This window comes from Micromonospora sp. NPDC005087, from assembly GCF_042872965.1.
In the GTDB taxonomy this organism is placed as follows: domain Bacteria; phylum Actinomycetota; class Actinomycetes; order Mycobacteriales; family Micromonosporaceae; genus Micromonospora.
This window is the reverse complement of record NZ_JBIALB010000008.1, coordinates 174,701-199,747: the sequence shown is the minus strand read 5'-3', so window position 1 is coordinate 199,747 and position 25,047 is coordinate 174,701. Positions and strand designations below refer to the sequence as shown.

Sequence of the window (25,047 nt, the reverse complement as noted above, 5' to 3'; positions counted from 1 at the left end):
AAGGACGAGAACAGCAAGGACGAGAACAGCAAGGACGAGAACAGCAAGGACGAGAACAGCAAGGACGAGAACAGCAAGGACGAGAACAGCAAGGACGAGAACAGCAAGGACTACGAGGGCATGTACGAGTACGGCCAGGGCGGCGGCGCCGCCGCCGACGGCCACCGCGACGAGGACAGCAAGGACTGGAAGGGCGAAGAGCACGGCCAGGAAGGCCGCGACGCCAAGGACGAGGGCAAGAAGGACTGGGAGTCCAAGGACGAAGACAAGAAGGACCGGGACTCCAAGGACCACGACAAGAAGGACTGGGACTCCAAGGACGAAGACAAGAAGGACCGGGACTCCAAGGACCGCTGGGAGAACAAGCGGGACTTCGTCTACTACGGCGAGGCCAAGGTCGACAAGGACGCCCGCCCGGGTCGCTACGAGCTCAAGGGCTCGTGCGGCGAGGGTGAGCTCGTCGTGCTGCCCCGCGGCGGGGTCGACGGCGGTGACGGTGGCGCGAGCACCGGCACCGACCGTGGCCTGGCCACCGGTGGGGCGAGCCTGCTCGGCGCTTCCGCGCTGGGCGGGATCGTGCTGATGCGTCGTCGGCGGACCGATGGTTCGCTCGTCTGACGTGACGACGACACGGGCCGGCGGCCGTCACGGGAAACCGTGGCGCGCCGCCGGCGCGGTCGTCGTCGTCACCCTGGCCATGATCGGTGCTGGCATGATCGGCACCTCGATGAAGACCACGCCCCCTCCCCGCCCGCCGCAGCCGCTGGCCCAGGCCGGTCCCGAGGTCACCGGGCCGGCGGTCACCGGTACGGTTCCGCCGGCCGACGGGGAGCCCGTAGGGGCCGTCCAGGCTGGACTGGAGCGGTCCGCCCCGACCAGCATCGAGATCCCCAAGATCAGCGTCAACGCGACGATCATGTCGCTGGGCACCAACCCGGACGGCACCGTCGAGGTTCCCCCGCTTGAGCAGGCCGACCAGGCCGGCTGGTACGAACCGGGCCCGAGCCCCGGCGAAACCGGTAACGCGGTCATCGTCGGGCACGTGGACTCGGCGAAGCTCGGACCGGCCGTCTTCTTCGATCTCGGCTCTCTCGTCCCCGGCGACACCATCACCGTGCGGCGGGCCGACGGCCAACCGGTCGCCTTCAAGGTCGACTCGGTGAAGTCGTACCCGAAGACGTCCTTCCCCACGGAGCTGGTGTACGGGCCGAACGACCGGCCCGGCCTGCGGGTGGTCACCTGCGGCGGTCAGTTCGACGAGGCCGTCAAGAGCTACCCGGACAACGTGGTCGTTTTCGCCACCCTGGTGAAGTGACCCGCGACAACGAAAGCGGTCCGGCCGATCGGGTCACCTCGATCGGCCGGACCGTGTCCGGCGTACCGACTCAGGCCGCGGCGGAGGTCCGCACCAGGGTGCGGATCTGACGCAGCAGCACGGACAGGGCGGCGAGATCCGCGCGCGACTCGTCGAACTCCCCCATCGCCCGGCGCGCTCGGTGGATCGAGGTGGCGTTCGACTGCTCCCACTGCTGCACCCGCTCGTGCGGCGGCAGCTCGTCAGGAGTGGAGTCGAGCACCTCCGCGGTGAGCGCGGCCAGCGCGGCGTACAGGTCGTACCGCAGCGCCATCCGGGCCAGCGTCTGCCAACGGTCCTCGCGCGGCAGCAGGGAGATCTTCGACAGCAGCGAGTCCACCCGGAACAGGTCGGAGAGCACGAAGTAGACCGAGGCCACCTCGCCCACGTCCCGACCGCTGCGGGTCGCGGTCTCCACCACGTCCAGCAGGCCGAAGCTGTACATCAGACGGGTCGCCTGCTCCGCCAACTCCCGGGGCAGCCCCCGCTCGGTCATCGAGTCGATGTGCGCCGCGATGGCCTGCCGCTCGCTGCCGTAGAACAGTTCCTCCAGGCCCGGCAGCAGCCGGGTCACCCCGTCCCGCAGGCGGGCGATCTCGGTCGGCACGTCGATCGGCGAGCGCCGGTTGGTCACCAGCCAGCGCACCGCGCGGTCGAGCAGCCGGCGGGTGTCCAGGTAGACGCTGGTCTGCAGCTCGGGCGAGACCTTGTTGTCCAGCGCCTCGACCGCGTCCCACAGCTCACGCAGCCCAAACACCTCGCGGACCACCACGTACGCCCGGATCACGTCGGCCGCGCTGGCCGCGGTCTCCTCGACCACCCGGAAGACGAACGTGATGCCGCCCCGGTTGATCGCCTCGTTGACCAGCACGGTGGTGACGATGTCCCGGCGTAGCCGGTGCCGGCCCATCCGGTCGGCGAACCGCTCGCGCATCGGCGTCGGGAAGTAGTTGACCATGACCTCGGTCGTCCACTCCTCGTCCGCCAACCCCTCGGTGAGGATCTCCCGCTCAAGGACGATCTTCACGTACGCGAGCAGCACCGCGAACTCCGGCGCGGTCAGCCCGGACTCGCTGCGGACCGCCAGCTCCTCGTCCGGCGGCAGCGCCTCCAGCGACCGGTCCAACGCGCCGGAGCGCTCCAGGTCGTTGATCATCCGACGGTGCACCGGGAGCAGCGAGGCGGCCTGGGCCTGGGCGTTGTTGATCGCCCGGGCCTGGTCGTAGTTGTCCCGCAGCACCAGCTCCCTGACCTCGTCGGTCATCTCGGCCAGCAGCTCGTCGCGGGCGGCCATGGCCAGGTCTCCGTCGCCGACAGCGGTGTTCAGCAGGATCTTGATGTTCACCTCGTGGTCGGAGGTGTCCACCCCGGCCGCGTTGTCGATGAAGTCGGTGTAGATCCGGCCACCGGTCAAGGCGTACTCGATCCGACCGAGCTGGGTCCAGCCCAGGTTGCCGCCCTCGCCGGCCACCCGGCAGCGCAGGCTGCGCCCGTCCACCCGGATCGCGTCGTTGGACTTGTCGCCCACCTCGGCGTTGGTCTGGCTGGACGCCTTGACGTAGGTGCCGATGCCGCCGTTCCAGAACAGGTCCACCGGCGCGGTGAGGATGGCCTTCATCAGCTCCTGCGGCGACATCTGCGTGACGTCGTCGTCCAGGCCGATCGCCGCCCGCACCTGCGGGGTGATCGGAATGGACTTGGCGGTACGCGAGAAGATGCCGCCGCCGGCCGAGATCAGCTCCGGGTTGTAGTCCTCCCAGGACGATCGGGTCAGGTCGAACAGCCGCTTGCGCTCGGCGTACGAGGTGGCCGCGTCCGGGTCCGGGTCCAGGAAGATGTGCCGGTGGTCGAAGGCGGCCACCAACCGGATGTGCTCGGAGAGCAGCATCCCGTTGCCGAACACGTCGCCGGACATGTCGCCGACACCGACCACGGTGAAGTCCTGGGCCTGGGTGTCCAGACCCAACTCCCGGAAGTGCCGCTTGACCGACTCCCAGGCGCCCCGGGCGGTGATGCCCATCTTCTTGTGGTCGTAGCCCGCCGAACCGCCGGAGGCGAACGCGTCGCCCAGCCAGAAGTTGTGGGCCGCGGAGATCTCGTTGGCGATGTCGGAGAACGTCGCGGTGCCCTTGTCCGCCGCCACGACCAGGTACGGGTCGTCGCCGTCGTGGCGGACCACGTCGACGGGCGGCACGATCTGCCCGCTGACGATGTTGTCGGTGACGTCCAGCATCGCGCCGACGAACTCCTGATAGCAGGCGACCGCCTCGTCCCGGTCGCCCGGCTTCTGCTTGAGCACGAAGCCGCCCTTGGCGCCCACCGGCACGATCACGGTGTTCTTCACCATCTGCGCCTTGACCAGGCCGAGCACCTCCGTGCGGAAGTCCTCCCGACGGTCGGACCAGCGCAGCCCGCCCCGGGCCACCGGCCCGAACCGCAGGTGCACGCCCTCGAACCGGGGCGAGTAGACGAAGATCTCGAACTTCGGCCGTGGGGCCGGCAGGTCCGGGATCGCCTGCGGATCGAGCTTGAAGGCCACGTACGCCTTCGGCCGCCCACCGACCGGCTTCTGGTAGAAGCTGGTCCGCAGGGTCGCCTCGATCAGCGTCAGGTACGAGCGCAGGATCCGGTCCTGGTCGAGGCTGGCCACGTCGTCCAGCGCGCCCCGGATCGTCTCCACCAGCTCACCGCTGCGCTGCTGGCGCTGCTCCGCGCTGAACTCACCCGGCGCGAATCGGGTCTCGAAGAGCTCCACCAGCAGCGCGGCGACCTTCGGGTACGCGATAAAGGTCTGCTCCATGTAGTCCTGCGAGAAGACCGTGCCGGCCTGCCGCAGGTACTTCGCGTACGCCCGCAGCACCACCACCTGTCGCCAGGTCAGCCCGCCGCGCAGCACCAGCTCGTTGAACCGGTCCACCTCGGCCTCGCCGCGCCAGGCCGCCGCGAACGCGTTCTCCACGTGCGGGCGCACCTCGGCCAGCTCCTGGTGCCCCTCGGGCAGCATGAGACCGAAGTCGTAGAGGTACACCCGGCCGTCGACCCGGTCCACCTCGTACGGGTGCTCGTCGACCACGCGGACGCCGAGCGAGTGCAGCACCGGCAGCACCGCGGAGAGCATCATCGGCTCGCCGTACCGGTAGACCTTGAACCGGACGTCCATGGCCTCGGCCAGGTCGGCACCCGGGACCCGGGTGCCGGGCCGGGGGGCGAGCTGCTTGCGGAACAGGTGCATCTCCAGCTGGCCGGGCTCCTCCAGCAGCTCCAGCTTGGCCAGGTCCTTCATCGCCTCGTACGGCGTGTGCCCGTCCTTGTAGCCCTCCGGGAACGCGTCGGCGTACCGGGCGAAGAGGTGCTTGGCCTGCTCGTCGCCGAGTTTGCGCTCCAGCACCAGCCGGTAGTCGTCGTCCCAGAGCCGGGTCGCGTCGGCGAGCTCCTCGGCGAGCAGGTCGGCGTCGATCTCGCCGGGCGGCCGGGTCGGGTCGGTCCGGACGATGAAGTGGACCCGGGCCAGCATCGACTCGGTGACCCGGGTGGTGTAGTCCACCCCGACACCGTTCAGCTCGCGCAGCAGGATGTCCTGCATCCGTAGCCGGTTCTGTGTGGTGAACCGGTCCCGGGGCAGGTAGATCAGGCAGGAGATGAACCGTCCGTAGGCGTCCCGACGCAGGAAGACCCGCAGCTGCCGGCGGCCGGCCATCCGCAGCACGCCGATCACGGCGTGGTACAGGTCGTCGGTCTTGATCTGGAACAGCTCGTCGCGCGGGTAGGTCTCCAGAATCTGGAGCAGATCCTTGCCGGAGTGGCTGCGCCGGCTCAGGCCGGAGCGGTCCAGGACCTCGGCCACCTTGCGGCGCACCACCGGCAGCTCCCGCACGCTGGTCCGGTACGCGGCGGTGGAGAACAACCCCAGGAAGCGCCGCTCGCCGATCACGTCGCCGGCCTCGTTGAAGATCTTGAAGCCGATGTAGTCCAGGTACGCCGAGCGGTGCACGGTGGCCCGCGAGTTGGCCTTGGTGATGATGAGCAGGCGCTTTTCCAGCACCTTCTCGTGGGCCTCCGGCGTCATCGACGCCAGCGAACGGGCCTCCGGGGAATCCGACCGCAGGATGCCCAGACCGGTGCCGAGCACCGCCTCCAGGGCCTTGCCGTCGACCACGTCCGCGCCGTCCCCGCCGGGAGCATCCACCAACCGGTACTCCCGGTAGCCGAGGAAGGTGAAGTGGTCCTGGGCGAGCCAGCGCAGCAGCTCCACCGAATCGGTGATGTCCTTCTCCGGCACCGGTGGGCGGTTGTCGGAGGTCCGCGCGGCGGCCAACTCGTCGGCCAGAGCCAGGGCGCGCTGGCGCATCTTCGGCCAGTCCTCCACCGCCTCCCGCACGTCGGTGAGCACCCGCTGCAGCTCGCGGCGCAGCCGCTCCCGCTCGGCCGCGTCCCGGACCGGGTCGATCTCGATCCGCATCCAGCTCTCGATGATGTCGCCGGCGATCGCGTCGTCCGGCTCCACGTCCGCGGAGACCTCGGTGAGGCGGCCCAGCGGCTCGCGCCGGACCACGACCAGCGGGTGCACCAGCAGGTGCACGTCCAGGTGGTACGAGTTCAGCAGCGCGGTCACCGAGTCGACAAGGAACGGCATGTCGTCGGTGACGAACTCGACGACCGTGTGGTGCTGATCCGCGTGCGGCTCGTGGATCCGCAGCTTCAGCTCCCCGGGCACCCGCTGCTGGGCGAGATCCCGGTGCGCCCGGGCCGCGTCGAGCATCTCTTCCGCCGTGAAGCCGACCAGCTCCTCGTCCGGGGCGAACCGCCAGAAGCGTCCGACCAGGGTCGCCGCGTCGTGGTCGTCCCCCGCGAGCGCGACAGCCTGCGCCACCAGGCGCTCCGCGTTGGGCACCGGCTCGTCGAGCTCGGCATCCTCCACGTCGTCGGCCATCGCCTCGGTCGGCAGGCCCAGATCGTAGATGGTGTCGATGCTCGACCCGGTCAGCCCGGTCACTCCCGAGTCGAGCCGGCCGTAGCCGTCCCCGTCGGTCGCCGAATCGAAGCTGTCGTCGTCCCGGCCGGAGTCATCCTGCCGGAGGTCGGGTTCCGGTTTGATCGCCGGACGCCGGTCCATCGGTGCCACTCCCCTCGACCCACCGCGTTGTGGGTCACTCTGCCGCCCAGCCTAGGCCTACCGCTCTGCACCTTCGTCGGTGGACCACTGGCCGGACGTCCGGATCGGGACTCTGTCCTTTCACCCGTTGCGGGTCCGAGGTTGGCCGGTTGCGGGATACCCCGCCGCGCGATGTTCATCACACGGGCGCGCGCCGTCTTTCCGCACGTCGGGCGGCACCGCGGGACGCTCCGGACAGCGGCCGCGTACTACCGTGCAGAGGCTGTCCGAGATCGGAAGGACCCGCTCCATGCCCTTGTCGTACCCCCGGCCCCACCGACCGAACCACCGGCGGAGCGTCGCCGCCCTCGCCGCGACCCTGCTCACCGCCGGTCTCCTGGCCGCCTGCTCGGGTGAGGACGGGCCGGAACGCAGCGTCGACGCCTTTCTCGCGGGCTGGCGCAGCGGCGACCTCCAGGCGGTCGGCGTGGTCGACACGACCGGCGCCAAACTGCCGTCGACCGAGGTGGCGCGCGAGATCAAGGAGCTCTCCGGTGAGCTGGCGGCCACCCTGCCCACGCTGACCCGCCAAGGCGAGCCGAAGATCACCGCCGACACCGCGACCGCGAGCGTCCGGGTGGAGTGGCAGCTTCCCGGTCAGGTCCGCTGGGCGTACGACCGGGAGGTGCGGCTCACCCACGGCGACGACGACCAGTGGCAGGTGATCTGGGAGCCCCGGGTGGTGCACGAGCAGCTCACCAAGGGCGACCGGCTGGCGCTGCGCCGCGACACCGGCCCCCGGGCGGGGCTGCTGGACGGCGCCGGGCAACCGATCGTGACACCCCGCCCGGTGGTCCGGGTGGGTGTGCAGCCGCGTGAGGTCACCGACGTCAAGAAGCTGGTCAAGGACCTCGACGCGGCCTTCAAGGCGATCCGTCCGGCGTTGGTCCCCGCAGTCGACCTGTCCGATCTGCCCGAGCGGATAGCCAAGGCCGAGCCGGATGCCCTCGTCGAGGTGGTGACACTGCGCCAGGAGGCGTACCGGCAGATCAAGCCCCGGATCTACGACCTGCCCGGCACCAAGTTCCCGACCGACAAGCTCGACCTGGCGCCGACCCGGGAGTTCGCGCGGGCACTGCTCGGATCGGTCGACCCGGCGCAGGCCGACGACCTGGCCGCGCACCCGGACCGCTACGTCGCCGGTGACCTGGTCGGGCACGGCGGGCTCCAGGGCCGTTACGACGAGCGGCTGCGCGGCGGCCCGGGGCTGACCGTGCTGGTCGAGCGCCCCGCCGAGGACGGCAAGCTGGAATCCACCGGCACCGAGCTGTTCCGCCGGGAGCCGCAGCCCGGGCAGGCGTTGAAGACCACCCTGGACGTGGCCACCCAGAACGCGGCCGACGGGGCGCTGCGCGCGGAGTCGCGCCGGTCCACCCTGGTGGCGGTGCGGATCAGCGACGGCGCGGTGCTCGCCGCGGCCAACGGGCCCGGGCCGGCCGGGGAGAACCTGGCCTTCACCGCCCAGGTGCCGCCGGGCTCGACGTTCAAGATGGTCAGCACGTTGGGCCTGCTGGATCGCGGCGCGGTCACGCTGGACGGGCCGGTGGCGTGCCCGAAGACCTTCACCGTCGACGGTCGGTCCTTCAAGAACTCGGACAACTTCGAGCTCGGCTCGGTGCCGTTCCGCACCGACTTCGCCAAGTCCTGCAACACGGCGTTCGCCTCGCTGGCGCCGAAGCTCGGCGGCGACGGGCTGGCCGCCGCCGGCCGCTCGCTGGGCCTGGAGGGGCAGTGGGACCTGGGCACGGACGCGTTCACCGGCAAGGTGTCGACGGGCGGCAGCCTCGCCGAGCAGGCCGCCGCCTCGTTCGGGCAGGGCACCACGCTGGTCAGCCCGCTGGCGATGGCCGGCGCCACCGCCACGGTCGCCCGGGGTGCCTTCATCCAGCCGAAGCTGCTGATCGACCCGGCGCCGGCCAAGCCGGCCGCGACCGGCGGACCGCTCAAGCCGCAGTCGATCGAGGCGCTGCGCACCATGATGCGCGAGGTGGTCACCGCCGGCAGCGGCAGCGCGCTCAAGGACGTCCCGGGCGGCGAGGTGTACGGCAAGACCGGCACCGCCGAGTACGACGACAACCCGGCCCACACGCACGCCTGGTTCGTCGGCTGGCGGGGTGACGTCGCGTTCGCCGTCTTCGTGGAGAAGGGCGGCGCCAGCACCGCGTCCGCCGTACCGATCACCGAGCGTTTCCTGCGCGCCCTCCCAACCCCCTGACCCACCCACCCCTCCTCGACTCGGGTGATCAAGAGGTTTGCGTCAGTTCTGAGCGGGATCCTGACGCGAACCTCTTGATCACCCGGGTGGCCAGGTGGGTGGGAGCGGGACGGGGGCAGTGAGTGGGTCAGGCGGTGTCGGCGTTGGAACGGCCGGCGGGGTCCGGGGCGGCTGGCGAGGGTCGTCGTAGCAGGCCTGGGCCGGCCGACGCGGGTGGGCCGACCGGTTCCCGCTCGACCGGAGCGGGGGCGCCGGCCGGCTCCGAGTGGCTCGGGCCGAGGATCCCCAACGACTCCGGCTCGGCAGGGGCCGGAACGCCGCGAGGCAGCCGGCCCGCCGACGGGCGGACGCCGGAGGGCTCGGCGTCGGCGGGCGAGCCGGCAGTGACGGGGAGGTCGAGCGCGGCGGGATCGCCGAACCGTGCCTCGGCGCCGGTCGCGGGACGCGGACCGTCGAGCCGCTCGGAATCGGCCCCGGGCCGACCCTTGCCGCGGCGCGGCGTTGGCGCCGGCCGGGCCGACAGCAACCGGGGCGGCACCGCCTCGGGGGCGGTCACCGGGGCCAGCCCGGCCACCACGGTGTTGACGATCTCGGCCGCGTAGGAGCCGTCCGGGTCGTAGTCGGGGTCGAAGACGGTCAGCTCGACGCCGAGGCAGTGCGGGGTGTCGACCAATCCGGCGAGCAGGATCTCCAGCTCGGCGAAGGCGATCCCGCCCGGGTCCGGCGCGTCCACGGCGGGCATCACCGCCGGGTCGAGCACGTCCACGTCGATGTGCACCCAGTAGCCCGCGCAGTCGGCGAGCTGTTCGTGGGCCCACTGGGCCGTCCGGGCGGCGCCCTCGGCGCGCAGCGCCGGCACCGGCCGGGTGACGATCCCGGCCGCCTGGAGGTCGAGCCGGTATTCGTCCTGCGCCCGGATGCCGAGCACCACCACGTCGATGTCACGGAAGTAGGGTCGGCGCCCCTCCAGCGCGGCCAGGTCGGCCTGGCCCCGCCCGGTGACCAGGGCCAAATCCTCGCCAGCCGCCGCACCCACGTAGGAGGCGTTGCCGGGGTGCCGGAAGTCGGAGTGCCCGTCCACGAAGACCAGCCCGATCCGCCCGCCGACCGCCTCGCCGAGGCGGTGCATGGCCAGCGCCGAGCCGAGCAGCACGGAGCAGTCGCCGCCCAGCACCACCGGGAACTCCCCCCGGTCGATGATGGAGCCGATCCGCTCGGCGAGCGCCAGCGAGTAGTCGGCGATCTCCCGGGCGTGGCACACCCCGTCGCCGGGCCGCCAGTCACCCGGGTCGTACCGGGGTGGGGTGAGGCAGCCGGCGTCGCGGGCCCGCAGTCGGGCCAGCAGGTCGTGGTCGCGCAGCGCGCCGGGCGCCTTCGCGCAGCCCGGGACCGAGGTGGACGTCGGCGGCCGCAGACCGAGATTTGTCGGCGCGTCGAGGACGGCGATCCGGCGCATCATGAGCTCCCGTCCTCGGTGGTCGGGCGGGCCGGCCGGAACGCCGGCCCGCGCTGGCGTGCTACGAACTCAGAACAGGGCGCTGGCCAGGGCCCGGCGTGCCGAGGCGACCGCCGGATCATCCGGGCCGGCGATGGTGAACAGTGAGACCAGGTGCTGGCGTACCGTCTCGCGGTCCTCGCCGACGGTGCGCCGGACGAGGCTGACGAGCCGGGCGTACGCCTGGTCGGCCAGGCCGCTGAGCACCTCGATGTCGGCGGCGAGCAGTTGGGCCGCCACGTCGTCGGGGGCACTCTCGGCGGCGGCCAGCGCGGTTGCCGGGTCGGCGCCGGCCACCCGGCGGGCAACTCCGACCTGGGCCAGGCCCGCCTCGGCGGCGGCGTCCGCCGGGCTGTCCGCCAGGATCTTGCAGTACGCCCGCTCGGCGGCGTCCAGATCGCCGCTCATCAGGGCGTCGTCCGCCTCGTCGAGGCGGGGGTCCTCCGGCTCGGCGACGGCCACGCCACCGGCCTTGAGCACGGCCTGGATCCACTGGCGCAGCTGCGCCTCGGGCACCACGCCGGAGAAGGCGTCGATCGGCTGGCCACCGACGACCGCGTAGACCATGGGGATGCCCTGGACCCGGAACATCTGGGCGATCCGGGGGTTCTCCTGCACGTCGACCCGTGCCAGCACCCATGTGCCGGCGCTCTCGGCGGCCAGCCGCTCCAGCACCGGGGCGAACTCGTCGCTCTCCGGGAAGCCGGCCGCGCCGAAGAAGACGATGACGGGCATGGCCATCGACCGCTCGAGCACGTCGGCCTGGATGGTCGCCTCGGTGACGTCGACGATGGCGGCGTTACCGCCGGCAGTGGGTGCGCCGGGAGTGCCGGCGGCCGGGCCGCCCTGCGGGGGTGTGCCGGGGCGGGTACTGGCTGGTGCGGGGCCGCGCAGCGTGCTGAGGTCGACCGCGCCGCGGGTGAAGATCGACGAGGTGATCCGTGGGTCGCTCATGGTTACCTAGTCTCGCACGTGAGCCCGCGATCTCCGCTCACCCGCAACTGGGACGTTGCAACTCTCACCCGCACCGCCACAACCCCCGTGATCATGCACTTTCCGCCCCGGAGATGCGGCATCTCCGGGGCGGCACGTGCAGGTTTGGCGGGGTGCGTCAGAAGCGCGCGGGTTCGCGGTACGTGCCCCATTCCGCCCGGAGGGCGTCGCAAATCTCACCGAGGGTGGCTTCGGCGCGGACGGCGTCGAGCATGGCGGGGACCATGTTCTGGTCGGTGCGACTGACGTCGACCATCCGGGCGACCGCCGCGCGGACCGCGGCCTCGTCCCGGGCGCTCTTGCGCTCGGCGAGCACCCGGCGCTGCTCCAGCTCCACCTCGTGCGAGATGCGCAGGATCTCCAGCTCCTTGGCGACCGTGCCGGTGTGGCAGTTGACGCCGACGATCTTCTTGTCGCCCTTCTCCAGCGCCTGCTGGTAGACGAAGGCCGACTCGGCGATGTGCCCGGTGAACCAGCCGTCCTCGATGCCGCGCAGGATGCCGGAGGTCATCGGGCCGATCTGGTGCGGGCCCTCCCCGCCGAGCTGCCGGATCCGGGCGAAGATCTCCTCTGCCTCGGCCTCGATCTTGTCGGTCAGCGCCTCCACGTACCAGGAGCCGCCGAGCGGGTCGGCCACGTTGACCACGCCGGTCTCCTCCATCAGCACCTGCTGGGTACGCAGGGCGATCTCGGCGGACTCGTCGGTGGGCAGCGCCAGGGTCTCGTCCAGCGCGTTGGTGTGCAGCGAGTTGGTCCCGCCGAGCACCGCGGCGAGGGCCTCGACGGCGGTGCGTACGACGTTGTTGACCGGCTGCTGGGCGGTCAGCGACACCCCGGCGGTCTGCGTGTGGAACCGCAGCCAGAGGGCCTTCTCGCTGGTCGCTCCGTAGACCTCGCGCAGCCACCGGGCCCAGATCCGCCGGGCGGCGCGGAACTTGGCGATCTCCTCGAAGAAGTCGACGTGCGAGTCGAAGAAGAAGCTGAGCCCCGGCGCGAAGACGTTGACGTCCAGCCCGCGGCTCAAGCCCAGCTCCACGTAGCCGAAACCGTCGGCCAGGGTGTACGCCAGCTCCTGCGCGGCGGTCGAGCCGGCCTCGCGGATGTGGTAGCCGGAGACCGACAGCGGCTTGTAGCGCGGGATCTCCCGGGCGCAGTACTCCATCAGGTCGCCGATCAGGCGCAGGTGCGGCTCGGGGTCGAAGAGCCACTCCTTCTGCGCGATGTACTCCTTGAAGATGTCGGTCTGCAGCGTGCCGTCCAGCGTGGACAGATCCGCGCCCTGCCGCTCGGCGGCGACCAGGTACATGCAGAACACCGGCACGGCCGGGCCGGAGATCGTCATCGAGGTGGTGACGCCGGCCAGGTCGATGCCGTCGAAGAGCGCCGCCATGTCGGTGGCGGTGTCGATGGCGACGCCGCAGTGGCCGACCTCGCCGAGCGCCTGCGGGTCGTCGGAGTCGCGGCCCATCAGGGTCGGCATGTCGAACGCGACCGAGAGGCCACCACCGCCGGCGCCGAGGATCATCTTGTAGCGCTCGTTGGTCTGCTGGGCGTTGCCGAAGCCGGCGAACTGCCGGATCGTCCAGGTCCGCCCGCGGTAGCCGGTCGGATGCAGCCCCCGGGTGTACGGGTACTCGCCCGGCCAGCCGATCCGCTCGAACCCCGGGTAGGCGGTGCCCTCCGGCGGCCCGTACACCGGATCGACCGGCATCCCGGAGAGCGTGGTGAAGTCCGCGTCCCGCTTGCGCGCGGAGTCGTACCGGGCCTGCCAGCGTGCCCGTCCGGCGGCGATCTCGTCGGCGTCCATGCGCAGGGCTCCTCCTCGGTCCTCGACTGCACGTCGAGTGTAGAGCCCTTGCCTGAACGATCGCTAAGTCGCGTCGTACTGGCGGGTAACCTGAGCTGCGCCGATGGTCAGACGGCCGGCGTCGCCGGTCCGCCCATCGCCACGTCGTCGACCCGGATGTTGACCTCGTCCACCCGCAGCCCGTACGCCTCGACCGCCTCGGTGACCCGGGCCCGCACCTGGCCGGTGATCTCCGGCACCGGCTGACCGGCCTGGATGACCAGCACCAGGTTGACCACGGCCGCGTCCCCGGTCACGTGCGCCGAGCAGCCCCGCCGGGCATCGCCCACCTGGTCCAGCCCGACCCGGTCGAGGACCGAGTTGAAGAACCGGGCGACGTCCCCGCCCATCTCGGCCACCCCGGGCACCGCGCGGGCCGCCGCGACGGCGATCTTCTCGATCACCTCGTCGGAGACCTGCGTCGACCCGCCAGCCACCGATGGCACCGTGGTGAGCTCCTGCGTCGCCTCGTGGTTCACGTCCCGCTCCCCTGCTCCTCGCGCCACCGCGCCGGCACCCCGGCCGGCCCCCACCGCCGTGGGGCGGTGCGAGCCTACAAGGACGCCGGGACACGAGGGTGTCCCCGGTGGACGGTCAGCGGGCGACCTGGGTCAGCAGAGCGTCCGACGCCGCGTACGGGTCGAGGGCGCCCTCGGCGACCTTCGCGGCGAGCGCGGGCAGCTCCGTACCGTCGCGCAGGGAACCGATCCGGGCGCGGAGCACGCCGAGCGCGATGGCCTCGATCTCGGCTGCGGCCCGCGCCTCCTGGCGGCGGCGCAGCTCACCGTGCTCGACCAGCCAGCCACGGTGCTTGTCGATCGCGGCGGCGATGTCGTCGATGCCCTCACCGCGCGCGGCGACCGACCGGACCACCTGCGGCCGCCACATCCCCGGGCCGCGCTCACCGAGGGCGATCATGCCCTGGATGTCGCGGACGGTGGCGTCGGCGCCGTCCCGGTCGGCCTTGTTGACCACGAACACGTCGGCGATCTCCAGAATGCCGGCCTTGACCGCCTGGATCGCGTCGCCCATGCCGGGGGCGAGCAGCACCAGCGTGGTGTCGGCCAGCGAGGCGACCTCCACCTCGGCCTGCCCGACGCCGACGGTCTCCACCAGCACCACGTCGCAGCCGGCGCCCTCCAGCACCCGGACCGCCTGCGGCGTCGCCGCGGCCAACCCGCCGAGGTGCCCCCGGCTGGACATCGACCGGATGTAGACGCCCGGGTCGGTGGCGTGGTCCTGCATCCGCACCCGGTCACCGAGGATCGCGCCGCCGGTGAACGGGCTGGACGGGTCGACCGCCAGCACGCCGACCCGGTGACCGCGCGCCCGCAGCGCGCGGACCAGCTCGTTCGTGGTGGTCGACTTGCCCACGCCGGGCGAGCCGGTCAGCCCCACCACCTGGGCCTGGCCGGCGTACGGCGCCAGGGCCGCGGCGATCTCCGGCAGCAGCTCGTCGCCGTTCTCCACCAGCGTGATCAGTCGGGCCACCGCGCGGGGGTCACCCGCGCGGGCCCGCTCGACCAGCAGCGGTACGTCCCGGGTCCGGCGCACCGACGGTGCACCGGCCGCCGGAACGTGCTCGACCGCTTCACTCACTGGCTGGTCTCAGCCTTTCCCGGTACATGGATGATCAGGGCGTCCCCCTGGCCGCCGCCGCCACAGAGCGCCGCCGCGCCGGTGCCGCCGCCACGCCGCTTCAACTCCAGCGCGAGCGTGAGCACCAGCCGGGCGCCGGACATGCCGATCGGGTGCCCCAGCGCGATCGCGCCGCCGTTGACGTTGACCTTGTCCGGGCTGATGCCCAGGTCACGGGTGGACTGGATGCCAACCTGGGCGAACGCTTCGTTGATCTCGATGAGGTCCAGGTCCTCGACGCTCAGGCCGCCCTTCTTCAGGGCGTGGTTGATCGCGTTGGACGGCTGCGAGTGCAGGGAGTTGTCCGGGCCCGCCACGTTGCCGTGCGCGCCGATCTCGGCCAGCCAGGTCAGCCCCAGCTCCTTGGCCTTCGCCATGCTCATCACGACCACCGCGGCGGCGCCGTCGGAGATGGGCGAGGAGCTGCCGGCGGTGATGGTGCCGTCCTTGGTGAACGCGGGACGCAGCTTGGCCAGCGACTCGACGGTGGTGTCCGGGCGGATGCCCTCGTCCTCGCTGATCACCAGCGGGTCGCCCTTGCGCTGCGGGATCACCACGGGGGTGATCTCGTCGGCGAAGTGGCCGTTCTTCTGGGCGGCGGCGGCCCGCTGGTGGCTGGCCGCTGCGAAGGCGTCCTGCTCCTCGCGGGGGATGCCGTGCTTCGTGCCGAGCCGCTCGGTGGACTCGCCCATCGAGCAGCAGTCCCAGGCGTCGCTGAGCCCGTCGTGCGCCATGTGGTCCTTGACCACCACGTCGCCGTACTTGTAACCGGAGCGCTGGCCGAGCAGCAGGTGCGGGGCGTTGGTCATCGACTCCATGCCGCCGGCCACCACGATGTCGAACTCGCCGGCCCGGATGAGCTGGTCGGCCAGGGCGATCGCGTCCAGGCCGGAGAGGCAGACCTTGTTGATGGTCAGCGCCGGCACGGACATCGGCACGCCGGCCTCGACCGCCGCCTGCCGGGCCGGGATCTGACCGGCGCCGGCCTGCAGCACCTGCCCCATGATCACGTACTGGACCTGATCCGGGCTGACGCCGGCGCGCTCCAGCGCCGCCTTGATCGCGATCCCGCCGAGCTTCGTGGCCGGGAGGTCCTTGAGGTTGCCCAGCAGCCGCCCCATCGGGGTCCGCGCGCCGCTGACGATCACCGAAGCCATGCCTGCCTCCGAGGGGGGTGCCGAGCTGTACGCCTTAACGATTGTTCGGCCAGACTAGCGCCATGGCTGAGAACTCCCCCGCCGAGCCCGGTGCGGACTACGTCACAGACATCGGGCTTCGCAAGATTGACCACGTCGGGATCGCCGTGGCCGACCTGGACGCCGCGATCGACTTCTACCAGCGAACGTTCGGAATGCGCTGCGTGCACACCGAGACCAACGCTGAGCAGGGCGTCCGGGAAGCGATGCTGGCCGTCGGGCCGACCGCCGAGGGCGGGTGCGTGCAGTTGCTCGCCCCGCTCACCCCGGAGTCGACGATCGCCAGGTTCCTGGACCGCAACGGGCCGGGCGTGCAGCAGGTCGCGTACACCGTGGTGGACATCGACGTGGCCTGCGCCGCGCTGCGGGCGCGCGGAATGCGGCTGCTCTACGACGCGCCGCGGCGCGGCACCGCCAACTCCCGGATCAACTTCGTGCACCCCAAGGACGCCGGCGGCGTCCTGGTCGAACTCGTCGAACCCGCCACCACCCACTGACCGTGCAAGGAAGGGCCCCTTCTTATCGCCTCGTGTATAGGAAGGGGCCCTTCCTAACACCGCCGCGGCGGCTCGGAGGCCGGTGCGCGAGCGCGTGGGTGCGCGGTTGACGGGGTGCTCGGACACCTTCACGCATCGGCGGATGCAGTTTTTCACAGAGGACTTCCGGCTTTAGCTACCGTTCAGTAACGTCCCGGCTCACAGGAGCGCGACCGGTGCCGGATGTGTCGAATGCCGACATGGCGGTCGCGCCCACCGGCGCCGACGATGGCAGCACCCGGGCCCGTGCGGGTGCGGATGAACCGGAGGTCACCGTGCAGGACATCCTCGAAGCGATCATGGCGGCGGAGGAATCAAGCGATCCGGACCGCGAACTCGCCGGCGTCGGCGGGCTGCCCGTTCCGGAGAGCTACCGGGGCGTGGTCGTCCGCGCCGAAGAGGCCCGGATGTTCGACGGCATGGCCACCCGGGACAAGGACCCCCGCAAGGCGCTGCACGTGCAGGAGGTGCCGACGCCGGAGTTGGGGCCGGGCGAGGCGCTGGTGGCGGTGATGGCCAGCGCGATCAACTACAACACGGTGTGGACCAGCATCTTCGAGCCGCTGCCCACCTTCAAGTTCCTCCAGCGCTACGGCCGGATCTCGGAGCTGACCCGCCGGCACGACCTGCCGTACCACGTGGTCGGCTCGGACGCGGCCGGCGTGGTGCTGCGCACCGGCCCCGGGGTGACCCGGTGGGCCGCCGGCGACGAGGTGGTCGCGCACTGCCTCTCCGTCGAGCTGGAGGACGCGGCCGGGCACGACGACACCATGCTCGACCCGCAGCAGCGGATCTGGGGCTTCGAAACCAACTTCGGTGGGCTGGCCGAGCTGGCCGTGGTCAAGGCCAACCAGCTGATGCCCAAGCCGCGACACCTGAGCTGGGAGGAGGCGGCCAGCCCCGGGCTGGTCAACTCCACCGCGTACCGGCAGCTCGTCTCGCACCACGGCGCGAACATGAAGCAGGGCGACGTGGTGCTGATCTGGGGCGCCTCCGGCGGTCTCGGCGGGTACGCCACCCAGATGGCGCTGAACGGCGGGGCGATCCCGGTCTGCGTCGTCTCCTCGCCGGAGAAGGCCGAGCTGTGCCGCCGGATGGGCGCGGAGCTGGTCATCGACCGGGCGGCGGAGGGTTTCCGGTTCTGGAAGGACGAGGAGACCCAGGACCCGGACGAGTGGAAGCGCTTCGGCGAGCGGATCCGCGAGCTGACCGGCGGCGAGGACCCGGACATCGTCTTCGAGCACCCCGGCCGGGAGACCTTCGGCGCGAGCGTCTACGTGGCCCGGCGTGGTGGCACCATCGTCACCTGCGCGTCCACCAGCGGCTTCCAGCACCAGTACGACAACCGGTACCTGTGGATGCACCTCAAGCGGATCGTCGGCAGCCACTTCGCCAACTACCACGAGGCGTGGCAGGCCAACCGCCTGGTCGCGCTCGGCAAGGTGCACCCGACGGTGTCCCGGACCTACCCGTTGGAGCAGACCGGTCAGGCGGCGTACGAGGTGCACCGCAACGCCCACCAGGGCAAGGTCGGCGTGCGCTGCCTCGCCCCCGCCGACGGGCTGGGCGTACGCGACGGGGAGCTGCGGGCCCGGCACGAGGACGCGATCAACCGCTTCCGGGGGCACTGATCGGCACCCCCGGTCCGGGGCACTGACCGGGCCGCCGGCCGGACGGACGAGCCCCGGACGGCCAATGGGGTGAACGGCCATTGTTCTTCCAACGCAATAGCGGGATACCCACCCGGATCGAACAAAGGGCCACGGGCACGTCCCGTGGCCCTTTTTCGCGTCACGCTGCGTGGCGTCCGACCCGCCCGGGACCTGCCAAGATCGCCCATTGGTCCGGCCTCGCTGAGCGTGGGAGTTGACCATGTAAAGAGGACACGAAAGCTGCGCACCGCTCTTGCGAAGCACCCTGGGGCGTCTGCCAGTATGTCCCAATGCCCCAGCAGCAGTCCTCCCCTCTCGCGTTCTTCGATAACGCGAACTCGCAGCCAGATTTCACCGTTGGCCTGCGCGGATACAACACCCACCAGGTCGACGACTTCATCGGCCGGATGACGGCCGCGCTGACCCAGTCCGAGCAGGCACGTGCCGAGGCCGAGCAGCGGATGAACGACGCCCAGCGTCGGCTCCGCCAAGCCGAACAGCGCATGAGTGCGCTGGAGCAGAAGCTCACCGACACGAACAAGCAGCTCGAGGAGAACAGCCGGCCCACCCTCTCCGGGCTCGGCACCCGCGTCGAGCAGATCCTCCGGCTCGCCGAGGAGCAGGCCAACGACCACCGCAACGAGGCCAAGCGCGAGTCGGAGGGCATCCTCTCCGCCGCCCGCCTCGAGGCTCGTGAGATCACCGACAAGGCCCGCGCCGAGGCCGCCGCGATGAAGGCCAGCGCCGAGCGCGAGGCCGGCAACCTGCGCACCGCCGCCGAGCGCGAGGCCGCCGAGGTCCGGGTGCAGGCCCGCCGCGAGGCCGACACGCTGCGCGCCGACGCCGACCGCGAGACCAAGCAGCTGCGTACCGTCACCGCGCACGAGGTGGCCGAGCTGAAGTCGACCGTGGAGCGGGAGGTGGCCACCCTCCGGGCCACCGCCGAGCGCGAGATCACTCAGCAGCGGGCCAAGGCGGCCCGGGAGGCCGAAGAGAAGCGCGCCGAGGCGACCAAGCTGCTCACCGACGCGCGGGACAAGCGCGACAAGGACCTCCAGGCCCTGGAGCTCCAGTTGGCCGAGCGGCGCGAGAAGTCCGAGCGCGAGGAGTCCGAGCGGCACGCCGCCCAGGTGGCGCAGACCCAGAAGATGGTCAGCGAGGCCGAGCAGCGCGCCCGGGCCGCGCAGGAGCGTGCCAAGGAGATCGAGCAGCGCGCCGAGGCCCGCCGGGTCGAGTCGGAGCGCAGCGCCAACGAGACGATCGACAAGTCCAAGGCGCTGTCCGAGAAGACGTTCAACGAGGCCAAGGCCGAGTCGCAGCGCCTGCTCACCGAGGCCCGCACCGAGGCGGAGCTGACCACCCAGGCCGCCCGCCGCGAGGTCGAGGACCTCACCCGGCAGAGGGACGCGGTCACCTCGCAGCTCGGTCAGATGCTCTCCGGGCTCGCCGGCATCGTCCCCGGCGTTCCGGCGGCGAAGCCGGAAGCCAAGCCGGAAGCCAAGAAGGCCGACGGCGGTCAGGAGCGGGTGACCGCGGAGACCGCCGGCTGACCCGAGGCGTCAGGTCGGGGCATCGACGGCGCGAGGTGACACCGGGTGACCGGTGACACCTCGCGCCGTATGCGTTTCCCACCCCTTGACATCCCGCTCTGCGTACGGAGTGAAGTAGCTCCCACAAGGGGCGTCCGTATCGCCCCAGCCGGGCCCGATGCGTGTGAGGATGGGGGCATGTCGCACGGCGAGGAACTGTTTGCACTCGGCGGGGACGTGACCACGGAGCCCAGCTTCGAGTCCGCTCTGCGGGGTTACGAGAAACGACAGGTCGACCGGTACGTGGCGCGTGCCGAGCACGAGATCGCCACCCTCGCCGCCGAACGGGAACAGGCGTACACACAGATCCACAAGCTCGCCGGCCAGGTCGAGGTGCTCCAGCGGGACCTCGCCCAGGTGCGCAAGCAGATGAACGTGGTGGACCGCGCCTCGTTCCGACACCTCGGCCCCCGGGTCGAGTCGATCCTCACCCTCGCCGAGGAGCAGGCTGAGCAGATCCTCTCCACGGCGAACGAGGAGATCGAGGCCCGTCGCGCCGCCGCCGAGCACATCATCGAGGAGGCCCGCGAGCAGGCCGCCCGGGCACTGAAGGATTTCGAGATCGCTCTCGCCGCCCGGCGCGCGGAGGAGGAGCGGCACAGCGCCGCCCGCCGCGCCGAGGCGGAGTCGACCCTGCGGTCGGCCAAGGACGAGTCGGAGAAGCTGCGCAAGACGGCGCAGGACGCGCTGGCGAAGGCCCAGCAGGAGGCCACCCAGCTGCGGGACACCGCCAAGGAAATCCACACCCGGGCCCAGCAGGAATCCACGAAGCTGCGCGAAACGGCCCGCGAGGCGCTGGCCACCGCCCGGCAGGAGGCCGGCGAGCTGCGCGAGGCCGCCAAGGAGGTGCACGCCAAGGCCCTTCAGGAGGCCAAGCGGCTCACCGACACGGCGACCGAGGCCGGCCGGGCCACCCACGCCAAGGCGCAGCGGGAAGCCAAGCAGATCATCGACGACGCGTCGATGGCCGGGCGGGCCACCCGGGCGAAGGCCCAGCAGGAGGCGGAGCGGGTGGTCACGCAGGCCACCGAGTCGGCCAAGCGCAGCCGGACCGAGACCGAGTCGTACGTGCAGCGGATGCGCAGCGAGACCGAGGCGTACGTGCAGCACGCGCGGGCGCAGACCCAGCAGGAGCTGGGCGCCTGGCGGGCCGGGGTGGAGCAGGAGGTCAACTCCCGACGGGAGACGGCCGACCGGGAGCTGGCCCAGCGGCGGTCCGCCGCCGAGCAGGAGTTCGCCAAGCGCCGCGACGAGCTGGAAAAGCAGTACAAGTCCCGCCTGCACGAGCTGGAGACCGGCTTCACCAGCCGTCAGCAGGAGCTGGAAACCACGTTCGGCGGCCGCCAGCAGGAGCTGGAGACGGGCTTCACCACCCGTCGCGACCAGTTGGAAACCGAGTACTCCAGCCGCAAGAACGAGCTGGAGACCGAGTACGCCACCCGCAAGAACGAGATCGAGCAGGGCGCCGCGGCGGTCCGCCAGGCGGCTGAGCAGGACGCACTGACCATGCGCCTGCGGGCCGAGGAGGAGGCCACCACGCTGCTGAGCCGGTCCGAGACCGAGGCGGGCGACAAGCGCCGCGAGGCGGACGAGCATGTCGCGGCTTCCCGCCGCCAGTTCGAGGAGTACGCGGCCACCACGCAGCAGCACCTGGCCACCACCCAGCAGCACCTGGCGGCCACCCAGCAGGAGGCGGCCGCCGGCCGGCAGCAGCTCGCCCAGGTGATGCTGGAGATCGCCCAGGCCCAGCAGCAGCTCGCCGACCTGCGGCAGGAGACCTGGAAGTCCCGGCAGGAGTCCGACGAGCTCCAGCGTCAGGTGGCCGAGCTGCGGTTGCAGAGCGCCACCGTTCCGGCCGCCGGCGACGGCCCGGCCACCAGTCCCGCGCCCGCCGCAGCGGCCACCGGAGCCGCACCCGCCAGGACGGCGAACGGCGTGGCCGCCGGGACCGCTACGACGGCGAACGGCACGGCAACCGCCGGGGCCGGCACGGCCAACGGGATCAAGGCCGATCCCGCCGACGCCGCGCGGCCCGCCGGCCCCGCACAGCCCGGCGACGCCGGACAGCCCGCCGACGCCCGACAGCCGGCTGATGCCGCCCGCCCGACCGAGGCCGGACAGCCCGCCGACGCCGGACAGTCGGCGGACGCCGGGGACGAGCCGGAAACGGACTCCGGGCAGACCAGGACCAAGCCGGTCGCCGAGCCGGTGACCACTGTCGACGGCGGCGGGGCCAGCGCCGGGGTGGACGGCGAGCCGACCGTGGCCGCTGTCCCAGGGGAGGGCGGCCGGGGCGCCAAGCCGACCAAGATCACCAGCACCGGCGAGAACGGCAAGCGTCCCAGCAAGCCGACCACCGACGAGCGCAGCGCCAAGCCCAGCAAGGTCACTGTCGAGAAGGACTGACCGGTACGGCGACACCGCGCGCCCGCGCACGAGTCACGGCAAACTTGGACAGTTTCCGTTCACGCGTAACGGAAACTGTCCAAGATCTGTGTGCCGGGAGCCGGGTGTCAGATCAGGGCCCGGTGGCGGGCGGGTCGATGACCGGACGGCGGAACGGGCCCCAGGCCACGAAGCGTTCGAACAGCTCCCGTGGTGTCGGCCCGCCGTAGGGGTTGAGCTGGTACAGGTCATGCGCCGCCTCGTGATAGAGCCCGGCCAGGTAGATGGTCAGGGCCGCCGGGTCCGCGTCGAACTCCGCCTTCAGCAGCAGCCGAGCCTCCGCGCACGGCCACGGCCGGCCGTCGGCACGGCAGCACCACATCGGCCGCAGCGGGGTGTGCGGCGTCCGGTCACCGCAGGGTCGGGGATGCGAGGGGTACGGCCCGAGCCGCGGCTGTGGCAGCCCGGACCTCGGCGTACGGGCTGGGTGCGGCCGGCCGGAGTCCGGCGAGCAGCCAGCGGACGACCTCGGCGCCGGCCCGGCGCGCAGGGACCGTCCGAGGCGGCCGGCGCGGCTGGAGCGGGGCATGGGGTACCTCCTCGGCTGGGGCACGGGACGCGTACGGCGGCCCGGCGCGGTGGGGGACCGGAGTGACCGGCAGCAGATCCGGTACGTGACAGTCTGCTGATCGCACCGCTACGGTCGGAAGGCGTCGGCGCTTCCCCAGGCGTGACTGCGTCGGTGACGCGACCCGCCGGGCGAGCCGGTGGAGAGGACCTGCGACCTGCGGAGGCACTGTGGAAGGCGACGCCGCGCCGACGGCCGACATGATCCGCGCTCAACTGCGGCGGCTGCGGACGGCCGCCGGGATGAGCCAGGAGGAGTTCGGCCGGCTGGTGCACTACTCCGGCTCGATGGTGTCCGCTCTGGAGCTGGGTCAGCGTCCGCTGGACCGGCTGTTCCTGGCCCGCGCCGACGAGGTGCTGGCCACCGGCGGCCTGCTGGTCTACCTGCTCAAGCTCGCCGAGCGGGACGGCCAGCCGAGCTGGTTCCGACCCTGGCTGGACGCCGAGCGCAGCGCCCGCCAGCTGCGCTGCTTCCAGCCCACACTGATCCCCGGCCTGCTACAGACCGAGAACTACGCCCGCGCGGTCATTCGGTGCGACGACCTGCTCAGCGACGACGAGGTGGAACGTCGGGTGCACGCCCGGCTGGACCGACAGTCGCTGCTGATCCAGCCGGAACCGCCGCAGTTCATCGCGGTCGTCGACGAGTTGGTGCTGCGGCGTGCCGGGGAGGACGTGCGAGGGCTGTTGGTCGAGCAGATCACGCATCTGGTCGCCAGCCTGGAACGGCCACACATCAGTCTGCACATCATCCCGGCCGAGGTCGGGCTGCACGTCGGCCTGTCGGGGCCGTTCAATCTGGCGCGGGGCGAGGACGGTGGTTGGGTGGGCCACATGGAGCACCAGATTGACGGCCTCGTCGTCGATGGCGACCATGAGGTGGCTACGCTGCTGGCTCGCTGGGAGATGATCAGGAACAGTGCGCTGTCCCGCCGGCAGTCGATCGAGCTGATGAAGGAAGTTGTGACCTCATGGACCTGACCGACGCCCGGTGGCGGACGTCCAGCCGGAGCGGCAACGGAGAGTGTGTCGAGGTGGCGGACAATCTGCCCGGGGTGGTGGGCGTGCGAGACAGCAAGGACCCGACCGGCCCGGTGCTGGTGTTCGCGCCGTCCGCCTGGCGGGCGTTCGTCGCCGTCGCCCGTCGCCCCACCGTCTGACCCGGGAGGTCCCTGGTGCCGCAGCACGGCCCGCCGGCCGACGATCCGGACGCAACCCCCGCTCCCCCGCCGGCCGGTCCCCCGGCGGCCGAGACGCCACACCCGGTGCCGATCCCCGGCCCGGGCGTCGACCCGGACGAGCCGCCGGCCGTCCCGTCCGGCAAGTTCGGTACGCCGGGGCGTCCGCTGCGGCGCAGCAGCTTCCTGCTCGGCTTCACGGGCGCGCTCGGCGTGCTGCTGGCGTACACCCTCTATCTGGGGATTCGTAACGCCGGCGGCATCCTGGTGCTGGTGGTGATCGCGCTCTTCCTGGCGGTCGGTCTCTACCCGGCGGTGGCCCGGCTGCGCCGCTGGGGGCTGCCCCACGGCCTGGCGGTCGCGGTGGTGGCGCTGACCGTGGTGCTGCTGCTCTGCGGCGGCGTGGTGGCGCTGGTCCCGCCGATCGTGACCCAGTCCGGGCAGTTCATCGACCAACTGCCGACGTACGTCGAGGAGCTGCGCCGAAACCCGACGGTCAACGACCTGGTGGAGCGGTACGACCTGGTGAAGCGGGTGCAGGGTGCGGTCAACGCGGGCACCGTCGGCCGGGCTCTCGGCGGGGTGCTCGGCGGCGCCCAACTGATCTTCGGCACGGTGTTCCGGGCGTTGACCGTGCTGGTGCTGACCATCTACTTCCTGGCGTACTTCAACCGGCTGCGTTCTCTGGGCTACGCGCTGGTGCCCCGGACGCGACGCGAGCGGGTGCAGCTGATCGGCGACGAGATCCTGGCCAAGGTGGGCGCTTACATGGTCGGCGCGCTCAGCATCGCGGTGCTGGCCGGCGCGACCACCTTCGTCTTCGCGTTGATCGTCGGGTTGCTGTACCCCTTCGCGCTGGCCGTGGTGGTCGCGGTGACCGACCTGATCCCGCAGATCGGCGCCACCCTGGGTGCGGTGGTCGTGAGCCTGGTCGGCTTCGCCACCGACCTGCCGACCGGCATCGCCTGCGCGGTCTTCTTCCTCATCTACCAGCAGGTGGAGAACTACCTGATCTACCCGAAGGTGATGCGACGCTCGGTGGAGGTCAACGAGGTGGCCGCCCTGCTGGCCGCGCTGCTCGGGGTGGCGCTGCTGGGCGTGGTGGGCGCGCTGATCGCCATCCCCACGGTGGCCGCGCTGCAACTGATCCTGCGCGAGGTGGTGCTGCCCCGCCAGGAGACCCGCTGAGCC

17 protein-coding genes and 1 pseudogene are annotated in these 25,047 nt (G+C 71.6%); 10 read left to right on the top strand and 8 right to left on the bottom strand.

Annotated elements, in window-relative coordinates; translation table 11 throughout:
- Positions 1 to 618, top strand: a pseudogene (locus tag ACFYPS_RS20375) (hypothetical protein); the annotation flags it as partial.
- Between the two features lies 1 nt (position 619).
- Entirely contained in the window at positions 620 to 1,315 is a 696-nt protein-coding gene (locus ACFYPS_RS20370; RefSeq protein ID WP_354963882.1) for a class F sortase, read from the top strand.
- Positions 1,316 to 1,385: 70 nt separating this feature from the next.
- On the opposite strand, the gene ACFYPS_RS20365 is transcribed toward ACFYPS_RS20370, so the two are convergent.
- Entirely contained in the window at positions 1,386 to 6,467 is a 5,082-nt protein-coding gene (locus ACFYPS_RS20365) for an NAD-glutamate dehydrogenase (protein WP_387326080.1), read from the bottom strand.
- 289 nt (positions 6,468 to 6,756) lie between these two features.
- On the opposite strand from ACFYPS_RS20365, the gene ACFYPS_RS20360 reads away from it, so the two are divergent.
- A complete protein-coding gene (locus ACFYPS_RS20360) occupies positions 6,757 to 8,721 on the top strand; it encodes a penicillin-binding transpeptidase domain-containing protein (RefSeq protein WP_387326077.1) in 1,965 nt (654 codons plus the stop codon).
- 127 nt (positions 8,722 to 8,848) lie between these two features.
- Here the strand turns inward: ACFYPS_RS20360 and ACFYPS_RS20355 are convergent, their stop codons facing one another.
- The 6 genes from ACFYPS_RS20355 to ACFYPS_RS20330 all read right to left on the bottom strand — a co-directional run bounded on the left by ACFYPS_RS20355 (position 8,849) and on the right by ACFYPS_RS20330 (position 15,850).
- The gene (locus ACFYPS_RS20355) at positions 8,849 to 10,180 is read right to left on the bottom strand and encodes an arginase family protein (RefSeq protein WP_387326075.1); all 1,332 of its coding nucleotides are present in this window, start codon (positions 10,178 to 10,180) and stop codon (positions 8,849 to 8,851) included.
- Positions 10,181 to 10,246: 66 nt separating this feature from the next.
- Positions 10,247 to 11,170: a tetratricopeptide repeat protein gene (locus ACFYPS_RS20350; RefSeq protein ID WP_387326072.1), complete on the bottom strand. Its 924-nt coding sequence runs from the start codon at positions 11,168 to 11,170 to the stop codon at positions 10,247 to 10,249.
- 157 nt (positions 11,171 to 11,327) lie between these two features.
- Positions 11,328 to 13,016 (bottom strand): methylmalonyl-CoA mutase, encoded by a 1,689-nt coding sequence (locus ACFYPS_RS20345; protein ID WP_387326069.1) that lies wholly within the window; start codon positions 13,014 to 13,016, stop codon positions 11,328 to 11,330.
- A 107-nt stretch (positions 13,017 to 13,123) separates the two neighbouring features.
- Entirely contained in the window at positions 13,124 to 13,534 is a 411-nt protein-coding gene (locus ACFYPS_RS20340) for an Asp23/Gls24 family envelope stress response protein (protein ID WP_354963876.1), read from the bottom strand.
- Between the two features lie 115 nt (positions 13,535 to 13,649).
- Positions 13,650 to 14,654: a methylmalonyl Co-A mutase-associated GTPase MeaB gene (gene meaB, locus ACFYPS_RS20335; RefSeq protein WP_354963875.1), complete on the bottom strand. Its 1,005-nt coding sequence runs from the start codon at positions 14,652 to 14,654 to the stop codon at positions 13,650 to 13,652.
- Positions 14,651 to 15,850, bottom strand: coding sequence for an acetyl-CoA C-acetyltransferase (locus tag ACFYPS_RS20330; protein WP_387326065.1), 1,200 nt, complete (start codon positions 15,848 to 15,850; stop codon positions 14,651 to 14,653). The genes meaB and ACFYPS_RS20330 overlap by 4 nt, the downstream gene beginning before the upstream one ends.
- 62 nt (positions 15,851 to 15,912) lie before the next feature.
- Between ACFYPS_RS20330 and mce the strand changes: the two genes are divergently transcribed.
- The 4 genes from mce to ACFYPS_RS20310 all read left to right on the top strand — a co-directional run bounded on the left by mce (position 15,913) and on the right by ACFYPS_RS20310 (position 22,072).
- On the top strand, positions 15,913 to 16,386 hold the full coding sequence (gene mce, locus ACFYPS_RS20325) for a methylmalonyl-CoA epimerase (protein WP_354963873.1): 474 nt from the start codon (positions 15,913 to 15,915) through the stop codon (positions 16,384 to 16,386).
- Positions 16,387 to 16,700: 314 nt separating this feature from the next.
- The gene (ccrA, locus tag ACFYPS_RS20320; RefSeq protein WP_387326222.1) at positions 16,701 to 18,056 is read left to right on the top strand and encodes a crotonyl-CoA carboxylase/reductase; all 1,356 of its coding nucleotides are present in this window, start codon (positions 16,701 to 16,703) and stop codon (positions 18,054 to 18,056) included.
- Between the two features lie 311 nt (positions 18,057 to 18,367).
- On the top strand, positions 18,368 to 19,627 hold the full coding sequence (locus tag ACFYPS_RS20315; RefSeq protein ID WP_354963872.1) for a cell division protein DivIVA: 1,260 nt from the start codon (positions 18,368 to 18,370) through the stop codon (positions 19,625 to 19,627).
- 177 nt (positions 19,628 to 19,804) lie between these two features.
- A complete protein-coding gene (locus ACFYPS_RS20310; protein WP_387326061.1) occupies positions 19,805 to 22,072 on the top strand; it encodes a hypothetical protein in 2,268 nt (755 codons plus the stop codon).
- Positions 22,073 to 22,184: 112 nt separating this feature from the next.
- Here ACFYPS_RS20310 and ACFYPS_RS20305 read toward each other — a convergent pair whose 3' ends face one another.
- Positions 22,185 to 22,514 (bottom strand): hypothetical protein, encoded by a 330-nt coding sequence (locus ACFYPS_RS20305; RefSeq protein ID WP_354964015.1) that lies wholly within the window; start codon positions 22,512 to 22,514, stop codon positions 22,185 to 22,187.
- A gap of 365 nt (positions 22,515 to 22,879) precedes the next feature.
- Between ACFYPS_RS20305 and ACFYPS_RS20300 the strand changes: the two genes are divergently transcribed.
- The 3 genes from ACFYPS_RS20300 to ACFYPS_RS20290 are packed head-to-tail and all read left to right on the top strand — an operon-like array spanning position 22,880 to position 25,044.
- Complete coding sequence (locus ACFYPS_RS20300; protein ID WP_387326218.1) at positions 22,880 to 23,659, top strand: helix-turn-helix domain-containing protein; 780 nt, start codon at positions 22,880 to 22,882, stop codon at positions 23,657 to 23,659.
- Positions 23,650 to 23,838, top strand: a complete 189-nt coding sequence (locus ACFYPS_RS20295; RefSeq protein WP_354963869.1) for a DUF397 domain-containing protein — start codon at positions 23,650 to 23,652, stop codon at positions 23,836 to 23,838. Before ACFYPS_RS20300 ends, ACFYPS_RS20295 begins: the two co-directional genes overlap by 10 nt.
- 15 nt (positions 23,839 to 23,853) lie before the next feature.
- On the top strand, positions 23,854 to 25,044 hold the full coding sequence (locus ACFYPS_RS20290) for an AI-2E family transporter (protein ID WP_387326058.1): 1,191 nt from the start codon (positions 23,854 to 23,856) through the stop codon (positions 25,042 to 25,044).
- Positions 25,045 to 25,047 lie beyond the last annotated feature (3 nt).